Below are 16,176 nucleotides of genomic sequence, written 5' to 3'. Positions count from 1 at the left end.
GGGGGGGGGTGGCGGGAGGGGGGTGGGGTGAAAGGGCGGAAGGGATCAGGAGAGCGGGAGGGCGGGAGGAAGCGAGCGGGGTTGGGTGGGCGAGTGAGTCGTGTGCAAGTGGGTTTGTGGAGTGGGCGAGTACGTGGCGTGGGTCAGGGGAATGGGTGGGGGAGGGTGTGGGTGGCGTGGAGGCGGGGGAGGTTGGTCAGACGGCGGAAGCGGTGTCCGAAGGTCATCGGCAGGGTGCCGGGGATGATGACCTTTGTGGACCAGAGACCCAGGCGGGAGCGGGGGGTGGGGTCGCTTTGGTCCACTGAGAAGAGGGGGAGGTTCAAGGGGCGCAGGTGGTCGGCGTAGTGGGTCAGGAGGTCGGGGAGGGAGGGGCCGTCGGCCAGCCAGGGGGGTGGGGCGGGGAGGTCGACGGTGGGCCCTTCGCGGAGGAAGGTGTAGGCGGGGGCGGCTTCGGGGAGGCCGTAGAGGGCTACGTGGTCGTCCATGGTGCGGACGAGGTCGGGGTTGTCGAGCATGGGGAGTAGGCGGGCACGGTCGTAGAGGTGGGGGTTGTGGCGGGCCTGTTCCGCGGCGCCGACGACGCACAGGGCCAGTTCGGCCGCGGCTGAGCGCAGGGCCGTCGCCGGGTCGGGGTGGGCGCCTGCGGCGAAGAAGGCGGCGGGGGCGGGGCCGCCGCGGTGTTCGGCCCAGGCCAGGACTGTGGGGACGCCGAGGTCGTTGGTGGCGTCGAAGTAGCGGGCGCGGTAGCCGAGGTCGGCCATGCGGTCGTCCAGGTGGGGGACGAAGCCCTCGCGGGCGGGGACCCGCAGGCGGGGCAGCGGCGCGCGCGTGTACCAGGCCATGAGGAAGGCGTCGCGCTCGGCGCACTCGAAGAAGCCGTGCAGGGCGGCTTCCTCGCGGCTGCCGCCCAGGCCGCAGCCGCTGGAGGTCTCCCGGAGGAAGCGGGGACCCGGCGCGCCCCAGAACGCGACCTGCTCGGGCACGGCGATCGCTCGGCCTGCGCTGTGGTCCCACCCGTGCACCCAGCGGATCGGCTGGTCGGGGGCGAAGCGGGTCAGCTCCCCGCTGTCGTACGCGGCGTCGGGGTGCAGGCCCAGCAGACGCGGGTCGAGCGCGTCGGGGCCCAGTTCGGCCAAAGAGGCCGTGATGACGGCGTTGGCCCCCACCCCGATCCCGCAGCGGCGCTCGAGCGCCTCCAGCAGCGCGACCCGCTCCGCCGCGGCGAAGTCCCCCGTCCTGCCCACCCCGGCCTGCCGCGACCCGCCCAGCTCCGCCGACACGACGGCCAGCGGCAGCGGGGAGTCCACGCGGGACACCGAGGTGATCGGTCCGTGCCGCTCGTCGACCAGCTCGGCGCGCAGCGCGGGCAGGGCGGTGCCGGGGTTGGGCACGCGCAGGGTCCCCGGCACCGCCCGGGTCGGGACGCTCGCCGGGGCGGGCGCGCCCGCCGGGCACTCGGGACGGTGCCCCACCCGGTGGCCGCGCACCCGGCCGGTCGTGGTGTCGACCGAGTAGAGCGCGTCCGTCGTGACGGCCTTCCGGACGGCCCGCACCGCGAGGGCGAGCGCGGGAGCGACCACGGCCGGGTCGGCCGGGCGCGCCGTCACCTCGCGCCGGGCGGACTCGGCGCAGTCCGCGCAGCCGGGCGCATCCGGGTGGGGGAGCGGGCCGAGGTAGGTGAGGGGGCCGTCGTGGCGGATGGGGAAAGCCGGTGCCCGACGCGTGGTCGTGGCCGGCTGCCCGGGGGTCATGGGTGCGCCCCGGGCAGCCGGAAGGCGGTGATGCCCGCCGCGCGGGCGGCGGCGGACAGCGGGGTGGGCGTCGGCAGGTCGGGCAGGGCGGCGCGGGCCGCCGCGCGGAAGGCGGGCTCGTCGGTGGGGGCGGGCCAGCGGAAGTCCTCGGCAGGCCACGGCGGCGCTTGCGGGGGCGTCGCCCCGCTGCCGGTCAGCAGCGGGCCGGGGCGGACGCCGACCTGGCAGCCCGCGGCGGCCGACGCGGCGGCCCATGCGGCCGCGGCGCCGGGTGTGGACTCGACCGCCCAGCCCAGCAGCCCGGCGTCATCGCGGACGACCGCGTGGACGACCCCGGGCGCCCACTCGGACACGGTCATGGTCGCGGGCACCCCGAAGCGCAGGGTGACCGTCTTCCACCACCGGCGGGCGGCGGGGTCGCCGGACCAGGCGGACGCGGGCAGGGGAGTGCCGCCGCCCAAGGTGTGCACGGCGGTCCGCAGGGCCAGGCCCTCGGCGTCATCGGCGATGCCCGCGACGACTCCCGGCCCGGCGACGGCGGCCGTGACGGCCGCGACGCGGGCCCGGCCGGGCTCGACGCCAGCGCCGATCGCCGCACCGCAGCGGGCGACCGGCACCGGCAGCTGCGGCAGGTCGTCGGGCTCCACGGGGGCCAGGTCCCCGAGCCGCGCGTCGCACAGCGTGTCCAGTCCGCCGACCGACTCCCGGTGCCGGGAGAACCAGGGGTGGTACTCGGCGCGCAGCGGGTCGAGGTCGGCCACGAACACCGACGGGCCACCGGACTCCCGGCCAGGCCGCTCGGGCCCGCCCGACGGGTCCGGCAGCCCGGCCACCGCGCACACCAGCCGGTGCGCCGCCGCCGAGCCCACCAGCGCGGCCAGCACCTCCGCGGGCTCGCCGACGATCCCCAGCCGCCGCGCGACATCCGCGGCGTCCGCCTCCACCGCGCCCTCGCCGCCGGGGGCCACCGCGAACCCGGTGCGGTCCCCGCACCCGGCCGCGACGGCGACCCCGCCCGCGGACAGCAGCACCCCGTCGCCCGCCGAGATCGACACCTCGACGCCGATCCCGACGTTGCGCAGCGCGCGCACCGCCGCCGCCGCGAGCAGCCCCGACCCGCGGACCGCGACCGGCTCGGCCGACAGCCTCCGCCAGGCCAGCGCCGGGTCGGCGGCGACGCTCTCCAGCCAGGCCAGCACGTCCTCCGGGGGTGGCGGCCCGTCCCACCTCGTCGGGATCGGGACCAGCATGTCGTGGGCCCGCAGCTGCGCGACCAGCGCGCCGACGGGTCCGGTGTCCGGGAGTGCCTCGGCCGGGACGCCGGTGGCGAGGGCGGTCGCGACGCGGTCCCACAGGGTCGCGACGCCACCGCCCTCGACGGCGAAGGAGGAGCGCCATCCCCGCACCAGGACGCCGGTGGCGGTGGGGGAGGCGTGGACGACGGGGCGCAGGCGCAGCAGCATCTCCGCTCAGCCCCCCGTGACCGCGGCGAGCTGCTCGCGCCAGGTCAGGCCGGTGACGACCTCGACGGCGCGGGCGGTGAGGTCGGCGGCGAGCAGGCGCTCCACGGGCGCCAGGTCGCAGACGGCCAAGAGCAGGTAGAGCATGTTCGTGGTGAACCGGTGGGCCGTCAGCGGGCCCGCGACCGCCGGGGCGGTCAGGTCGATGCGGGCCAGGACGCGGTGGTACTCACTGCCCTCACCCGGGGTGGCCGGGCGCCAGCGGGCGGACAGGGCCGGGTCGCCGAAGCGGTCGGCGGTGGCGCTGTGGCCGGTGGGCGGCCCGGCCAGGGCGCCCAAGCCGCGGGTGGCCGACTGCCAGGACGTCCACCTGGTCTCCGCGCCGTCGATGGCGGCCCGCACGCGCAGGACGACCTCGTCCGCCCCGTCGGACCACGCCCGGTCGAAGCGGGCCCGCAGCACGCCCGCGGTGTCCTCGTGGAACAGCAGACCGTCCACGTGGGAGCGGAAGGACTGGGCGCCGAGACCGCAGCCGCTCGGGTGCCCGGCGGCGATCGCGGCCATGGCCGAGCAGGCCAGCAGCACCCGCTCGGTCGGCGAGTCGCCCGCCGCGCCGAGGCGGGCCAGCAGGTCGGACACGGCGGGGACGCCGTCGGCGAGGGCGGTGTCGCGCAGCAGCGCCGTGCGCTCGCCCAGGATCGACACGACCCTGGCCCGGTCGACCTCCCGCACGGCGACGGTGTTGTCCGGCTGGATCGGGCCGTAGGGGGGCGGCACCAGCTCGGCGCGCCCGGCGACCTCGGACTCCGCCAGCAGCCGCGCCTCGGTGATGTCCGAAGTGGAGGGAAGGGCGGCGAGGCGGTCGCGCAGGACGTCGGCGAAGCGCCGGGCGGCGGCGCCGTCCGGGACGCGGAACAGCAGGTGCGGGCCGCGCAGCCAGTGCCGTTCGACGTGGGCGTCGTCGGGCAGAGCGGGCAGGACCGCGCGCAGCAGCGGGGCCTTGATCGGCGCGCGGTAGAAGCAGAGGACGTCGGCGGCGGTCATGTGGCCCTCCGGTAGGTCTCGATCACCATCTCGGTGACCCTGGTCCCAGTCGCGCCGGGCACGGGCGTGGCCTCGGCGACCTGGAAGCCGTCGGGGTGGCGGTCCAGGAGCCGGGGCAGGCAGCGCAGGTGCAGGGCGTCGGCCAGGTCGACGTACTGCGGCTTGGCGGCGCGCTGCCTGCGGCTGAACTCGCTCATCGAGCTGACCCCGCCCAGCGTGCTGACGAACACCTCGGCGGGCAGCCCGTGCTCGCCGCGCAGCCGGGCCGCGGCCAGCGCGGGGGACTCCCCGCCCAGCCCGGCGCGCAGCGCGGTGGCCGCCGCGCCGTGGAAGCGCACGGACCGGCGCACCAGCACCACGTCGCGGTAGGTCAGGCGGTGCTCGGTGCGCACCAGACCGTCGCCGGTGCGCACGGCGAGCCGGGACAGGCCCGGCAGCCCGCACGCCAGGTCCGACACCAGCGGGGAGAGCCGCTCCGGCAGCGCGAACGGCACCAGGAACCCCAGGTACAGCACGTCGAGGTCGACGCCGCCGGTGCGGTGGCGCACGCGCAGCTGGTCGCCCACCGGGTCGTGGCGCAGGACCAGGCCCGCGGTCGTGATGTCCGCGCGGGCCGGGTCCTCGCCGACCTCGTGCTGGGTGACGAGCGGGTGCAGGTTGGCGTTGAAGCCCGCGGTCGGCCGGAACTGGGCGGGCAGGTCGGCCAGCGACCGCCGCACCTGGGTGGCGACCATCGCCCGCGCGGCCGGGGCGAACTGGTCGAGGAAGCGGCTGGTGAACCGGCCGAAGCCCGCGTAGACGTGGTTGACGACCAGGCCGCGCTCCAGCGGCTGGGCGAAGAAGGAGTACGACACCGGCCGCGTCCGCATCCAGTGCGGCAGCAGGTCGGCGGCGGCGAGCACGGCCTCGTGCGGGATCTCCCGGTCCCCATCGCCCGCCTGGGCGACCAGGTCGGCGACGACCGTGCGCGCGGCGGTCAGGTCGCTCGCCGCCCCGCCCGCGGCGCTCTCCGGGTCGAACGCCTCACTCCACAGGTCGGCCATCATCCGCGCGCCGTCGGCCAGGTCGACCTCGGCGCCCTCGCCGAAGCGCTCGACGAAGCGGTCGCGGGAGAGCCTGCGCACGAGGAGCTGGTGGTCGAACAGCATGGTCAGCGGGGTGAGCGCGGTCAGCGTCGGGATGGTGCCGCGGCCGTGCGCCGCGCCGAGGCGCACCGGCGCGGGGTGGGCGACGTCCTCGGCGAGCACGGGCGCGCCGGACATGTCCGCGCCGACGGCCTCGCCCAGCGCTGCCCAGCCCTCGGCCAGCGCGGCCAGCGCCGAGACGCGCTCGGCGGCGGGCAGGTCGCCGAAGGCGGTGGTGGCGCGGTCGAGGTCGACCACCTGGTCGGCCACGTCGGCGGCTCCCGCCTCGCGCAGCCACCGGGCCCACGCGCCCGCCGCGTCGGTGTCCTGCTCCCCGACGGGCAGCAGCGGCACCAGCAGGCCGGTGGCCACCAGCTGGTCTACATAGGACCTGGCGGCGGCGGTGTCCGCCCCGGGCAGCCGGGCGGCCAGCTCGGCGACCAGCTCGGCCAGCGGCCGGGGCGCCGAGGCGGTCGAGACGACGAACCGCACGGGCGGCGTCGCGGGCAGCCGCACCTCCTCCTCCCTGGTGGCCGAGAGGTGGGTGCTGGCGACGGCGACGTCCCGGTTGAACAGGTACTGCCCGTCGCGCTCGCGCAGGTCGGCCGCCAGCCGGTGGGGCAGCGCCGCGCGCCGCGCCGGGTCGGCGACGAGGGCGGCGGCCATGCGGTCCAGCAGCGCGCGGTTGATCCGGGTGGTCGGGCGCGGGGCGTTCGGCCCGGAGTCCGGCACGTCCTCGGTCGCCTCGTCCTCCCAGAGGCCGAAAGCCACATGGGTGTACCAGGACAGCGGGCTGGTCTTGGCCGCCGCGCGCAGGGCGTAGCGCAGGGCGGTGTGCTCGGATTTGCGCGCCCGCTTGTCCGGGTGCGCGCCCGCCGCCGCGGCCCGGTCGATGCCGTGCAGCAGGTCGCGGCCGGTCAGCGTCGCGGCCTTGCGCAGCTCCTCGCGTCCGCACAGCTCGGCGAGGCGGGCCCGGTCGGCGGCCAGCGCGTCCGGCCAGAGCGCGGTCAGCTCCTCGGCGATGGCGGCCAGGCGCTCGTGGGCGGTGAGCCAGGAGTGCAGCTCGGGCACCCGGGCGCGCAGGCCGTCGAGGTCGGCGCGGCGCGGGGTCCTGCCGTTGTGGATGTCGCGCCGCAGCGGCAGCACCACGCGGCGGTGGAAGTCCGCGCCGTGGCCCGGGGCGCTGGCGTGCAGGGCGTCGGCGGCGGGGCCCGCGGCGGCCGCCAGCGCGCCCGCGGTCTCGGCCGCCTCGGCGAGGGCGGCGCGGAAGCGGGCGGTGGCCGGGTCGGGAGCCGGGTAGGGCAGCGCCGCGACCCTGGCCAGGGCGTACGGAGCGGCCTCGACGCCATGCTCGGCACCGTGCTCGGAACCATGCTCGGGACCGTGTCCGGCGCTGTCCTCGGCGGGGCGGGGGTCGGGGCGACCCCGGTGCCGCTCGGTCGTCAGGGATGTCGTCATCGGGTTCTCCGGGGTCGTCGGGGCGGGGCGCTGGGCGACCCGCCCCCGGCGGGCTACTGGATCTGGGGCTCGGTGCAGCAGCAGCAGGACGACGCCCACCAGCTGCTCGCCGCGGCGGACGCGCCGGTCTCCGGCAGCGCGACGCCGTCGCGCAGGGAGGTGACGGTCAGTCCCTCGATCACCAGGTCGGAGAGGTCGAAGTTGATGTCCACGGGAATCCTCGCTTCCTTGGGGTTGGGGTTGGGGGAATCGGGTCAGTCCTGGGCGCGGCGGCGGAAGCCCGCCACGCCGACAGCGGTGAACAGGGCGGCGGCGGCGGTCATCACCGCGAGGCAGATCAGCAGCGGGATGTGCGGCACCGACGGGACGACGACCGCGCGCATCGCCTCGCTGAGATAGGTCAGCGGGTTGGCCGCGCAGACGATCTGGAACCAGCGCATCCCGTCCAGGGCGGGCCACGGGAACTGGGTCGCGCCGGTGAACATCAGCGGCGTCAGCACCACGGTGAACATCACCGTGATCCGACGCGCGGAGACCACCGTGCCGACGGTCATGCCGATCGCGGCGCCCAGGTACGCGCCGATGACGGTGACGCCGAGCGCGGGCAGCCACGCCGACGCGGGCCAGGCGACGCCGGGCAGGATCAGCAGTCCGATGGGGACGATCACGGCGGCGGCGACGATGCCGCGCAGCGTGCCGAACACGATCTTCTCCAGCGCCACCAGGGAAGTCGGCAGCGGCGAGAGCAGCCGGTCCTCGATCTCGCGGCTGAAGGAGAAGTCCATCACCAGCGGCAGCGCGGTGTTCTGCAGCGCGCCGAGGAAGGCGTTCATCGCGACCAGGCCGGGCAGCAGCACGTCGCCGAAACCGGAGCCGGTGTAGCCGATGTCGCCGAGCACCTTGCCGAAGATGAACAGCAGCAGCACCGGCTGGATGACGACCTGGGCGAGGAAGGAGCCCATCTCCCGCCAGGTGGCGACGAAGTCGCGGCGCAGGATCGCCAGGAAGACGGCCGTGCGGCTGGGCAGGGGGACGTGCCTGCGCGCGGTGCTCCCGGCAGACGGCGGGGTGATCAAGGCGGTCATCGCAGTTCCCGTCCGGTGAGGTTGAGGAAGACGTCCTCCAGGCTGGGGCGGCCGACGGCGGCGTCGGTCATCGCCAGCCCGGCGCGGCCGCACGCGGCGAGCGCGGCGGGCAGCACGGCGGCGGCGTCCTTGGCGGTGTAGAGGCGCACCCGCACCGACGGCGGGCGCGGGGAGACGACCTCCAGGCGGATGACGTCGTCCACGTCGCACAGCGCGGCGACGACGTCGTCGGAGGTGCGCTCGCCGACGTCGACGGTCAGGTCCAGGGTCGCGCTGCCGGGCAGGGAGGCGGTCAGCTCGTCGGGGGTGCCGACGGCCAGCAGCTTGCCCTTGTCCACGATGCCGACCCGGTCGCACAGCTTGGCCGCTTCGGCCATGTCGTGCGTGGTCACCACGACGGTCACGCCCTCGTCCTTGAGGTCGGCGACGCGCTCGTGCACGAACAGCCGCGACTGCGGGTCCAGGCCGCCGGAGGGCTCGTCCAGCACGAGCACGCTCGGCTCGTGCATGAGCGCGCGGGCGATCATCACCCGCTGCGCCTGCCCGCCGGAGAGCCGGTCGGCCCGGTCGCCGCCGCGACCGCCGAGGCCGAGGCGCTCCAGCAGGGCGTCGGCCCTGCGGACCCGCTCGGCCTTCGGCACCCCGTGGTAGGCGGCGTGGAACAGCAGGTTCTGGCGGATGTCGAGCGAGCGGTCGAGGTTGTTGCGCTGGGGGACCACCCCCAGCCGCGCCCGCGCCGCGACCGGGTCCCGGCGCACGTCCACGCCGTCGACCTCGACCTCGCCCTCGGTCGGCGCGAGGCGCGTGGTCACCGCGCCGATCGTGGTGGTCTTGCCCGCGCCGTTGGGGCCGAGCAGTCCGAAGACCTCGCCGCGGCGCACCTGGAAGGACAGTCCGTCGACGGCGGCGGCCGGGCTCTTCGGGTATTTCTTGACAAGATTCCTGACTTCGACAGCGTTCACGGCCCACACCAATGCAGAGAGGCTATTAGTCGGATCGGTCCGGCCACCGTCGGCGGCGTTCCCGTGAAATGAACGGTACCGGCGGCTGGAAACGTGTCAAGACAGCAGTTTTCGGGTTTCAGTGGGCTCGTCTACCGCTGCCCGCCGGGGTTGTCAATACCGCAGAACGGCGGTCGGGTGTTCTGCGCCGAACCTGTGCAGACTTCATCCCATGCCGCCCCGGTCGGAGCGGAAGAACCCCCGAGAAAGGCCACCACCATGAGCATCGACGGCCAGCGCGACAACGGTTTCAGCCTGGGCGAGCTCGACCTGTCGGACCTCAGCGTCACCGTGATGCGCGACGCCGTGGACGTGCCGGAGACCGGCGCGACCTCCGGTTCGTCCAGCTGCACCACCTGCTCGACCTGCGGTTCGTCCTCCTGCTGCAACGACCAGGTCCTGCAGTAGTCCGACCCGGGGCCCAAATGCCCCGGTAAGCGTTACCGATATACGGGGGTCCGGGATATCTGATCCAGATATCCCGGACCCAATCGTCGCTTTTCCCGTCAATCCCGGAGTGGGCCGTGTACGACGTCGTCTGCTATTACCACGAATCGCGCAAGGCGCCGTTGCTGCGCCGTGCGCTCCTCCCCGCGGTGCGCGAGCTGGCCGGCGCGGGCGTGCCCGCCCACATCGAGCGGCACTGGCTGGGCGGCCCGCACGCTGTGCTCCGCGTCGCCGCCGAGCGCGAGGTGGCCGAGACCGCGGCCGCCGCGCTGCGCGACCACCTGGCCGAGCACCCGTCGACCACCGTCCTCGACCCGGACGCGCTGCTGCGCCAGGCCGAGGAGCTGGGCAGGCGCGAGCTGATCCCCGGCCCGTACTCCCCGATCCACCCGGACAACACCGTCATCGTCCGCCCGTCGGACTTCTCCGCCCTGACCGCCCTGCTGGGCACCGAGCGCGCGGTCGCCGAGCGTTCGGCGCTGCTGCGGCTGGGAATGGAGCCGGTGGCGACCACTGTGGACTACCTCGCCCGCAACGGCGACAGCTCCGGCGCGCGGGTCACGGCCACCATCGCCGCGATGGCCGCGCACGCCGCCAACTACCCCTCCGGCATCGGCGCGGGCTACCAGTCGATGCTCTCGCACGTCGAGGACCACCTGGCCTTCGCCGACCCCGACGGCGCGCTGCGCGCGGGCTTCGAGCGCGCGGGCGCTGCCCTCGGTGACGGCCCGGCCGAGCTGGTCGCCGCCATCGCCGACGGCGACGACGGCCCCGCCGACCTCGCCCCGGTGATCGCCGCCTGGCGCGGCTGGACCACCGCGGCGAGCGCGCACGCCGACGCCGCGCTCGACACCGCCGAGCTGGTCGGCAGCCGCAACGGCCACGCGGGTGTCGCGGCGGGCTTCGGCGGCGAGACCGAGCTGCGCTGGGACTTCACCAGGCGCAGCGTCTACAGCGCCTATCACGACGCGCTCAACCGCTCCGGCTTCGAGCAGATCGCGATGGAGCGCAAGTTCGGCGTCTACCGCTTCGGCACCAACGTGCTCTACCGGCTGCTCGCCCTCTACGACCTCGTGCCCGTCGAGCGCTACCTGGCCGCGCATGTGTTCAGCGCCGCCACCGAGAAGGTCGTCGGCCGGACCTGGCAGGAGCTGCTGGGGGTGGCCCGGTGAGCACCTTGCGGCTGCGCCCGGCGGTGCGCGCCACCGCGACGACGTCGGGGCTGCACCTGCGCGGCTGGGACAGCTCGGTCACCATCGACGGCGGCACCGGCGTGCACGCGCTGTGGCGCTGGCTCGACGGGCACCTCTCCGCGGGCGTCGACCGGGAGGCGCTGCTCACCGAGCTGCCGCCGCCGTCGGCGCGGCCCGCGGTCCGGCTGCTCGTCGACCAGCTCGAAGACCTGGGCATGGTGTACGCGGGTGAGCGGGCCCCGGACTGGCTGGCCGCCTTCGCCGACGCCCCCGCCGACGCAGGCCGCCGCCTGTCCGCCGCCACCGCGGTGGTCACCGGAGGGCCGCTCGGCGCGGCTGTTGTCGCGGCGCTCGTGCGGTGCGGTGTGCGTGCCGAGCACGTCCCCGGGGAGGGGCCGGTCATCGCCGCGAGCGGCGAGCACGCCGTCGTCATCGACGGCGAGGTGCCGATCGTCGTCTCGCCGGTGACGGAGCCGGACACCGCCCACGCCCTGGTGCAGCACGCCCGCGGCGCACTGGGAACGACATCCGCGCCGACTCCGGCCGCCCGCGAACTGGCCGCGTGGATCGCCGCCGACCGCCTGGTCAGGGCACTGGCGGGGATGGCGGCCGACCCGGCCGTGGCGGTCGTGCGCACCGATCCCCTCGGCGTCACCCGGCACACCCGGCCCGACTCCACGCCCCCCGCCGCCGACACCCTCGACGCCGCCCTGCTCGCCGCCGACGTCCTGGCCGACCCCGTGTTCGGCCTGCTGCGACCGGTCCGCGTCGACACCCACCCGCAGCTGCCGGTCGGACTGGCCGAAGTGGACGGTCCGCGTGCGCCGGTCACCGCCGCGGGCACCACCACCGACACCGCTCGGCTCGCCGCCGTCACCGCCGCCGCGCAGCAGCTGCTCGGCCCGGCGCGGGACTCCGCCGTCGGCTTCACCGCGAGCCACGCGCTCGGACTCCTCCTGCGCCACCGCGTGCACGCCGACCCCGCGCTGGGCACCCCCCGCGACACCGACTGGCGGACCGACCCGCAGGCGGCCCGCTGGACCCGCACCACCGGCCACCGCCTCGGCCTCGACGTCACCGTCGGCACCCGCGACCTCGGCGGCGCCTGGCACGCCGTCGCCGTCGCCCCGTCCGGGGACGTCCTGGGCTGGGCCGTCGAGCTGACCGCAGGCTCCGCCGCCGCCCTGGCCCTGGTCGCCGCCGCGGGCCGCCACATCGCGGGCACACCGGTCGTCGGCCCGTCCGGCGCGCTCCCGGCACCCGACATCACCACCGACGACCTGCGCGGCGACCTCGGCGCCTGGCTCTGGCCCGCTCCGCTGGCCGAGCGCGAGCCCCAGCTGCACGACGTGCTGGGCCGCCTCGTCGGCGGCAGGCACGGCACCGCCCCACCCGCCGCCGCTGACCTCGCCCGAGCGGGCCTGACCGTCGCCACCGGGCCGGGATCGCCGTGCTGACCGGCCGCGTCGACACCGCGCTCGCGGACCCGCCACCCCGGCCAACCGACCCCTACGCCGACATCCTCGGCTGGCTGCTGACCGCCCCGCCCGCCGCGCGCGACCCCGAGCCCGCCACCGTCCTGCCCGCCGCCACCGGAACAGAGCCGCCATGCTGACCGACCTCATCGACACCGCGCTCGCGGGCACCGGCTGGACCATCCACACCGGACCCCGCGACGACGGTCCCGCCGTCGTCCTGATGGAGCGCTGGCGCCAAGCCGACGCCAACGCCCTCGCGGTGGCCGCCCACGCCGGCGGCCACCCGGTGCTGCCGATCCGCTGGGACGGCGCGCTCACCCTCATCGGCCCGGTCACCGGCCCCGGCTTGCGCGGCTGCGTGAGCTGCGCCGAACGCGCCCGCATCGCCGCGCTGCCACCCGGCGGACCCGGCGACGGCGCCCAGCACATGGGCGGCGCCTGCCCGCCGTCGGCCGCCGCGCTCGTCGCGACCCTGGCCGCCGAGCTGGCCACCAGCCCGGAGCCCGGCCTGCTGCTCGCCGTCCGCGGTGACTCGCCGCAGGTCTCGGCGCACCGCGCCCGCGCCTTCGGCGGCTGCCCGGTGTGCGCGCCGCTGCCCGAGGACGGCCCCGACCCCATCGCGATCGGGTCCGAGCCGCTGCCCGACCCGGCGCAGCTGCGCCTGCCCAATCCCCGCACCACCCCCGAGGCCCTGCGCGAGTCCCTCGCCGACTGGCGCCTGGGCCCCGCCGCGCACCTGTTCCGCTGGGAGGCCCGGCCGCTGCCGCTCGTCAGCGCCGAGATCGTCACCGGCGTCAACGGGCGCAACGCGGGCTACGGCCGGGCCACCGACTTCCGCACCGCCGAGCGGGTCGCCCTCTTCGAGGCGCTCGAACGGCTCACCGGGATGCGGCCCCGGCGCAGGCGCACCACCGTGGAGGCCGCCTACCGCGACCTCGACCCGGCCGTCGCCGTGGACCCCGACACCCTCGGCGCGCACGACCCGGAACTCCAGGCGCACCCGGCTTTCGTGCTCGACCCCTACCACCCCGACAAGACCGCGCAGTGGGTGCACGCCTGGTCGCTGACCCACGACCGGCCGCGCCTGGTGCCCGAACCGCTGGCCTACTGGCAGACCCCGCGCAAGCCCGACGGCTCCGAGCGGCGCATGGTCTACGACTCCTCCAACGGCTGCGGTCTCGGCAACAGCCTCGCCGAGGCCATCCTCTACGGCCTGCTGGAGGTCGCCGAGCGCGACGCGTTCCTCATGGCCTGGTACGCGCGCACCCCGCTGCGGCGCGTCGCCGTCCCCGACGACGACCCGCAGACCGCGCACCTGGCCGACCAGCTCGACGCGCTCGGCCACGACCTGCTGCTGTTCGACGCCGGAAACGACTTCGACGTCCCCGTCGTGCTCGCCATGACCCGCAGGCGCGACCCGCACCCCGACCGCCCCAACACGCTGTTCGCCGCGGGCGCCCACCCCGACCCGCTCTCGGCCATCCGGGCCGCGGCCGTCGAGGTGGTCGTCGACACCCGCAACGCCGCCGACCCCCGCATCCACGTCTTCGACCCCGACCGCCTGCGCCCGATGCTCGCTGACCCGGCTCTCGTGCGCACCCTGGACGACCACGTCGACGTGAACGCCCTGGCCGAGGCCGCCGACCGCCACGGTTTCCTGCTCACCGGCGCCGAGCCCGCGCCGTGGCGGGAGGTCTGGCCCGCCTGGGAGCCGCCGACCGACCTCGGCGCCCACCTCGCCGACTGGGTCGGCAGGCTCGGCCGCGCCGGGCTGGAGGTCATCGCCGTCGACCAGACCGAGCCGGTCACCCGCGACCGCCTCGGCCTGCACGCGGCGAAGGTGATCGTCCCCGGATCGCTGCCGATGACCTTCGGCCACGTGTTCCGCCGCACCACCGGCCTGGACCGCCTCGCCGAGGTCCCTGTGCGCCTCGGCCGCGTCCCGGCCGTCGACCTGGACAACCTGCACCCGCACCCGTTCCCCTAGGAGGACACCGTGACCGCCACCGCGGACCCCGCCATCGCGGCGGGGACGCGGTGGACCAGCCTGCACCTGCACGTGCACTGGTCCGCCGCGCAGACAGACGAGTTCCTGACTGGGACGCTCGGCCCGATGCTCGACGCCCGCGCGGCGGACGGGCTGCTGGGCGAGTGGTTCTTCATCCGCTACTGGATGGGCGGCCCGCACCTGCGGGTCCGCGCGACCGGCGTCGCCGACGCCGCCGAGCTGGCCGCGGCGCTGCGCGCGGCCGTCGCCGCCGGACCCGCGCCGGAGGGCGAGCCCCGGCCCGGCTGGACGGCGCACGGCACCGTGCTCGCCGTGCCGTACGAGCCGGAGACGCAGCGCTACGGCGGCGAGGAGCCGCTGCCCATCGCCGAGAAGGTGTTCGCCGCGTCCACCCGCGCCGCGCTGCGCGCGCTGGCGAGCCCGGTCGAGCGCAGGATGGCCGCGGCGATGGCGCTGGTCTACGCCACCGGCGTCGCGCTCGGCTTCGGCGACCGGGCCATCGCGCTGTGGCTGCGCAGGCACGCGGGCGCGTGGCGCTGGGTGCGTGAGACGGAGATGCTGCCGGCGGCCACCGTTCTGGCCCGCACCGCCGCGGTGCGCGCCGACCACGGCACGCCGGTCACCGCCGCGCTGCGCGCGGTGCGCGCCGGACGCGCCGACAGCGCGGTGGGGGAGTGGACGGCCGACGTCGCCGACGCCGACCGCGCCGCGGCGGCGGTCGGCCTCGAAGGACCGCGCCGCGCGGCGGTGTGGGCCTCGCAGGTGCACATGCTGTGCAACCGGATGGGCGTGGCGCCCGACGAGGAGCGGGCGCTGTGCTGGCTGCTCGCCGCGATCCTGCTCGACGGCCTGGAGGGCGAGGACTACAGCGACACCCGCTACCTGGAGCGCTCGCGCTACGAACCCGGCCAGTTCGGCCCGCTGCCCGTCGACGACGAGCACTCCGACGGCGGGCTGCCGTGGGCGCGCTTCGCCCGCCGGATCACGCTGCCGCCGGGACCGGACCTGGACGCGCCGCTGGGCGCCGCCCTCGGCAAGCGCTCATCGGGCCGCGCCTTCGGCGGTTCGCTGCCCGCGTCCTCGCTGGGCGGCCTGCTGCGCGGGGCCTACGGCGCGCTCGGCAGCCGGACCGTCCTGATGGACGACGGCGTGCGGCGCAGCTACGAACGCCGACCCTTCCCCAGTGCTGGGGCCAAGGTCGCCACCCGGCTGCGCCTGCTCGCTCTCTCGGTGGACGACGTTCCGTCCGGGACCTACCACGTCGACACCGACGGTGCGACGCTCGTGCGACTGGGCTCCGCGCCGACGGTCGATGACCTGCGGGCGTCCTCGATGTGGTTCTCGACCGACCGCCGCCCCGGTCTGATCGATATCCGCTCGGTGCCCGCCATCCTGGTGCTCTCGGTCGACCTCGGGGTACTGCGACCCCGCTACGGACTGCGATCGCTGCGCTTCGCCGCGCTGGAGTCCGGCCACGTGGCGCAGAACCTGGCGCTGTGCGCCGCCGCGCTCGACCTCTCGATGATCACCCTGGGCGGGTTCTTCGACGACCTGGTGCACGAGCTGGCCGGGCTCGATGGCGTCGACGAGGTCGCCCAGTACCTCATCCCCCTGGGGAAGGCGGTCAGCTAGCCCGCGATGAGGCCGTCCTCGCGCGCCCGCAGCGCGAGGTCGAGCTTGGTGTACGCCGTGCGCCCGCTGTCGGTGTACTTGCGCTTGACGCGCTCCAGGTACTTCTTCGCCGTCGCAGGCCGCACCCCGGCCTGCCGGGCGGCGGCGGCCAGCGTCAGCCCGGACGCGTAGCCCACCATCACCAGTTCTTCCTGAGTGGACAGCCGCGGTGCGCCGAACACCAGCGGCCGCAGCCTGTCCAGGTCGTCGGGGCCGATGCAGGCCACCCCGCTCAGCGGCGGGGCCGACCCCACCGCGACCACCCGGCACCCCAGCTCCACCGCCGGTTCCCCGTCGGCCTCCCCGGCCAGCACGAGGACCTCGACCGGTTCGAGCGCCGATTCCGCGTCCAGCACCCGGACCAGCGGATCGGCGCTCAGCCGCGTCCGCACGCTCTCGGCCACCTCGCCCTGGCCGACCACCGCCACCGTGATCATCACGTCGTCCCCGCCC

General features: G+C 76.1%; 14 protein-coding genes. 6 read left to right on the top strand and 8 right to left on the bottom strand.

What is annotated here, in order from left to right; translation table 11 throughout:
* Positions 1–143: 143 nt before the first annotated feature.
* Genes ACFPM7_RS23225 through ACFPM7_RS23195 form a run of 7 tightly spaced genes read right to left on the bottom strand, consistent with a single transcriptional unit; the run spans position 144 to position 8,887 of the window.
* Positions 144–1,754, bottom strand: a complete 1,611-nt coding sequence (locus tag ACFPM7_RS23225) for a YcaO-like family protein (RefSeq protein WP_378249845.1) — start codon at positions 1,752–1,754, stop codon at positions 144–146.
* Entirely contained in the window at positions 1,751–3,217 is a 1,467-nt protein-coding gene (locus ACFPM7_RS23220) for a hypothetical protein (protein WP_378249844.1), read from the bottom strand. Before ACFPM7_RS23220 ends, ACFPM7_RS23225 begins: the two co-directional genes overlap by 4 nt.
* Positions 3,218–3,223: 6 nt before the next feature.
* Entirely contained in the window at positions 3,224–4,258 is a 1,035-nt protein-coding gene (locus ACFPM7_RS23215; protein ID WP_378249843.1) for a hypothetical protein, read from the bottom strand.
* A complete protein-coding gene (locus tag ACFPM7_RS23210; protein ID WP_378249842.1) occupies positions 4,255–6,840 on the bottom strand; it encodes a lantibiotic dehydratase in 2,586 nt (861 codons plus the stop codon). The genes ACFPM7_RS23215 and ACFPM7_RS23210 overlap by 4 nt, the downstream gene beginning before the upstream one ends.
* 53 nt (positions 6,841–6,893) lie before the next feature.
* The gene (locus ACFPM7_RS23205) at positions 6,894–7,052 is read right to left on the bottom strand and encodes a thiazolylpeptide-type bacteriocin (RefSeq protein WP_378249840.1); all 159 of its coding nucleotides are present in this window, start codon (positions 7,050–7,052) and stop codon (positions 6,894–6,896) included.
* A 42-nt stretch (positions 7,053–7,094) separates the two neighbouring features.
* Complete coding sequence (locus ACFPM7_RS23200; protein ID WP_378249839.1) at positions 7,095–7,925, bottom strand: ABC transporter permease; 831 nt, start codon at positions 7,923–7,925, stop codon at positions 7,095–7,097.
* Positions 7,922–8,887, bottom strand: a complete 966-nt coding sequence (locus tag ACFPM7_RS23195) for an ABC transporter ATP-binding protein (protein ID WP_378249838.1) — start codon at positions 8,885–8,887, stop codon at positions 7,922–7,924. The genes ACFPM7_RS23200 and ACFPM7_RS23195 overlap by 4 nt, the downstream gene beginning before the upstream one ends.
* A 258-nt stretch (positions 8,888–9,145) precedes the next feature.
* Here ACFPM7_RS23195 and ACFPM7_RS23190 point away from each other — a divergent pair, with 258 nt between their 5' ends.
* From ACFPM7_RS23190 to ACFPM7_RS23165, 6 genes are all read left to right on the top strand, one after another.
* On the top strand, positions 9,146–9,334 hold the full coding sequence (locus ACFPM7_RS23190; protein WP_378249837.1) for a thiazolylpeptide-type bacteriocin: 189 nt from the start codon (positions 9,146–9,148) through the stop codon (positions 9,332–9,334).
* Positions 9,335–9,450: 116 nt separating this feature from the next.
* Positions 9,451–10,545: a hypothetical protein gene (locus ACFPM7_RS23185; protein ID WP_378249836.1), complete on the top strand. Its 1,095-nt coding sequence runs from the start codon at positions 9,451–9,453 to the stop codon at positions 10,543–10,545.
* The gene (locus tag ACFPM7_RS23180) at positions 10,542–12,023 is read left to right on the top strand and encodes a hypothetical protein (protein ID WP_378249835.1); all 1,482 of its coding nucleotides are present in this window, start codon (positions 10,542–10,544) and stop codon (positions 12,021–12,023) included. The genes ACFPM7_RS23185 and ACFPM7_RS23180 overlap by 4 nt, the downstream gene beginning before the upstream one ends.
* Complete coding sequence (locus ACFPM7_RS23175) at positions 12,017–12,181, top strand: hypothetical protein (protein WP_378249834.1); 165 nt, start codon at positions 12,017–12,019, stop codon at positions 12,179–12,181. The genes ACFPM7_RS23180 and ACFPM7_RS23175 overlap by 7 nt, the downstream gene beginning before the upstream one ends.
* Positions 12,175–14,031 carry a TOMM precursor leader peptide-binding protein gene (locus tag ACFPM7_RS23170; RefSeq protein WP_378249833.1) on the top strand — a complete coding sequence of 619 codons (1,857 nt, stop codon included), beginning with the start codon at positions 12,175–12,177 and terminating at the stop codon, positions 14,029–14,031. Before ACFPM7_RS23175 ends, ACFPM7_RS23170 begins: the two co-directional genes overlap by 7 nt.
* A 9-nt stretch (positions 14,032–14,040) precedes the next feature.
* Positions 14,041–15,684, top strand: a complete 1,644-nt coding sequence (locus ACFPM7_RS23165) for a thiopeptide-type bacteriocin biosynthesis protein (protein WP_378249832.1) — start codon at positions 14,041–14,043, stop codon at positions 15,682–15,684.
* On the opposite strand, the gene ACFPM7_RS23160 is transcribed toward ACFPM7_RS23165, so the two are convergent.
* On the bottom strand, positions 15,681–16,160 hold the full coding sequence (locus ACFPM7_RS23160) for a helix-turn-helix transcriptional regulator (protein ID WP_378249831.1): 480 nt from the start codon (positions 16,158–16,160) through the stop codon (positions 15,681–15,683). The genes ACFPM7_RS23165 and ACFPM7_RS23160 overlap by 4 nt on opposite strands.
* Positions 16,161–16,176 lie beyond the last annotated feature (16 nt).

Source organism: Actinokineospora guangxiensis, from assembly GCF_042657845.1.
GTDB lineage: Bacteria > Actinomycetota > Actinomycetes > Mycobacteriales > Pseudonocardiaceae > Actinokineospora > Actinokineospora guangxiensis.
This window is presented reverse-complemented; position numbering and strand designations above follow the sequence as displayed.

Excerpts from the sequence above, each read along its gene's own strand:
- ACFPM7_RS23225 (WP_378249845.1), bottom strand. The coding sequence starts at position 1,754 with ATGACCCCCGGGCAGCCGGCCACGACCACGCGTCGGGCACCGGCTTTC.
- ACFPM7_RS23220 (WP_378249844.1), bottom strand. The coding sequence starts at position 3,217 with ATGCTGCTGCGCCTGCGCCCCGTCGTCCACGCCTCCCCCACCGCCACC.
- ACFPM7_RS23215 (WP_378249843.1), bottom strand. The coding sequence starts at position 4,258 with ATGACCGCCGCCGACGTCCTCTGCTTCTACCGCGCGCCGATCAAGGCC.
- ACFPM7_RS23210 (WP_378249842.1), bottom strand. The coding sequence starts at position 6,840 with ATGACGACATCCCTGACGACCGAGCGGCACCGGGGTCGCCCCGACCCC.
- ACFPM7_RS23200 (WP_378249839.1), bottom strand. The coding sequence starts at position 7,925 with ATGACCGCCTTGATCACCCCGCCGTCTGCCGGGAGCACCGCGCGCAGG.
- ACFPM7_RS23190 (WP_378249837.1), top strand. The coding sequence starts at position 9,146 with ATGAGCATCGACGGCCAGCGCGACAACGGTTTCAGCCTGGGCGAGCTC.
- ACFPM7_RS23170 (WP_378249833.1), top strand. The coding sequence starts at position 12,175 with ATGCTGACCGACCTCATCGACACCGCGCTCGCGGGCACCGGCTGGACC.
- ACFPM7_RS23160 (WP_378249831.1), bottom strand. The coding sequence starts at position 16,160 with ATGATCACGGTGGCGGTGGTCGGCCAGGGCGAGGTGGCCGAGAGCGTG.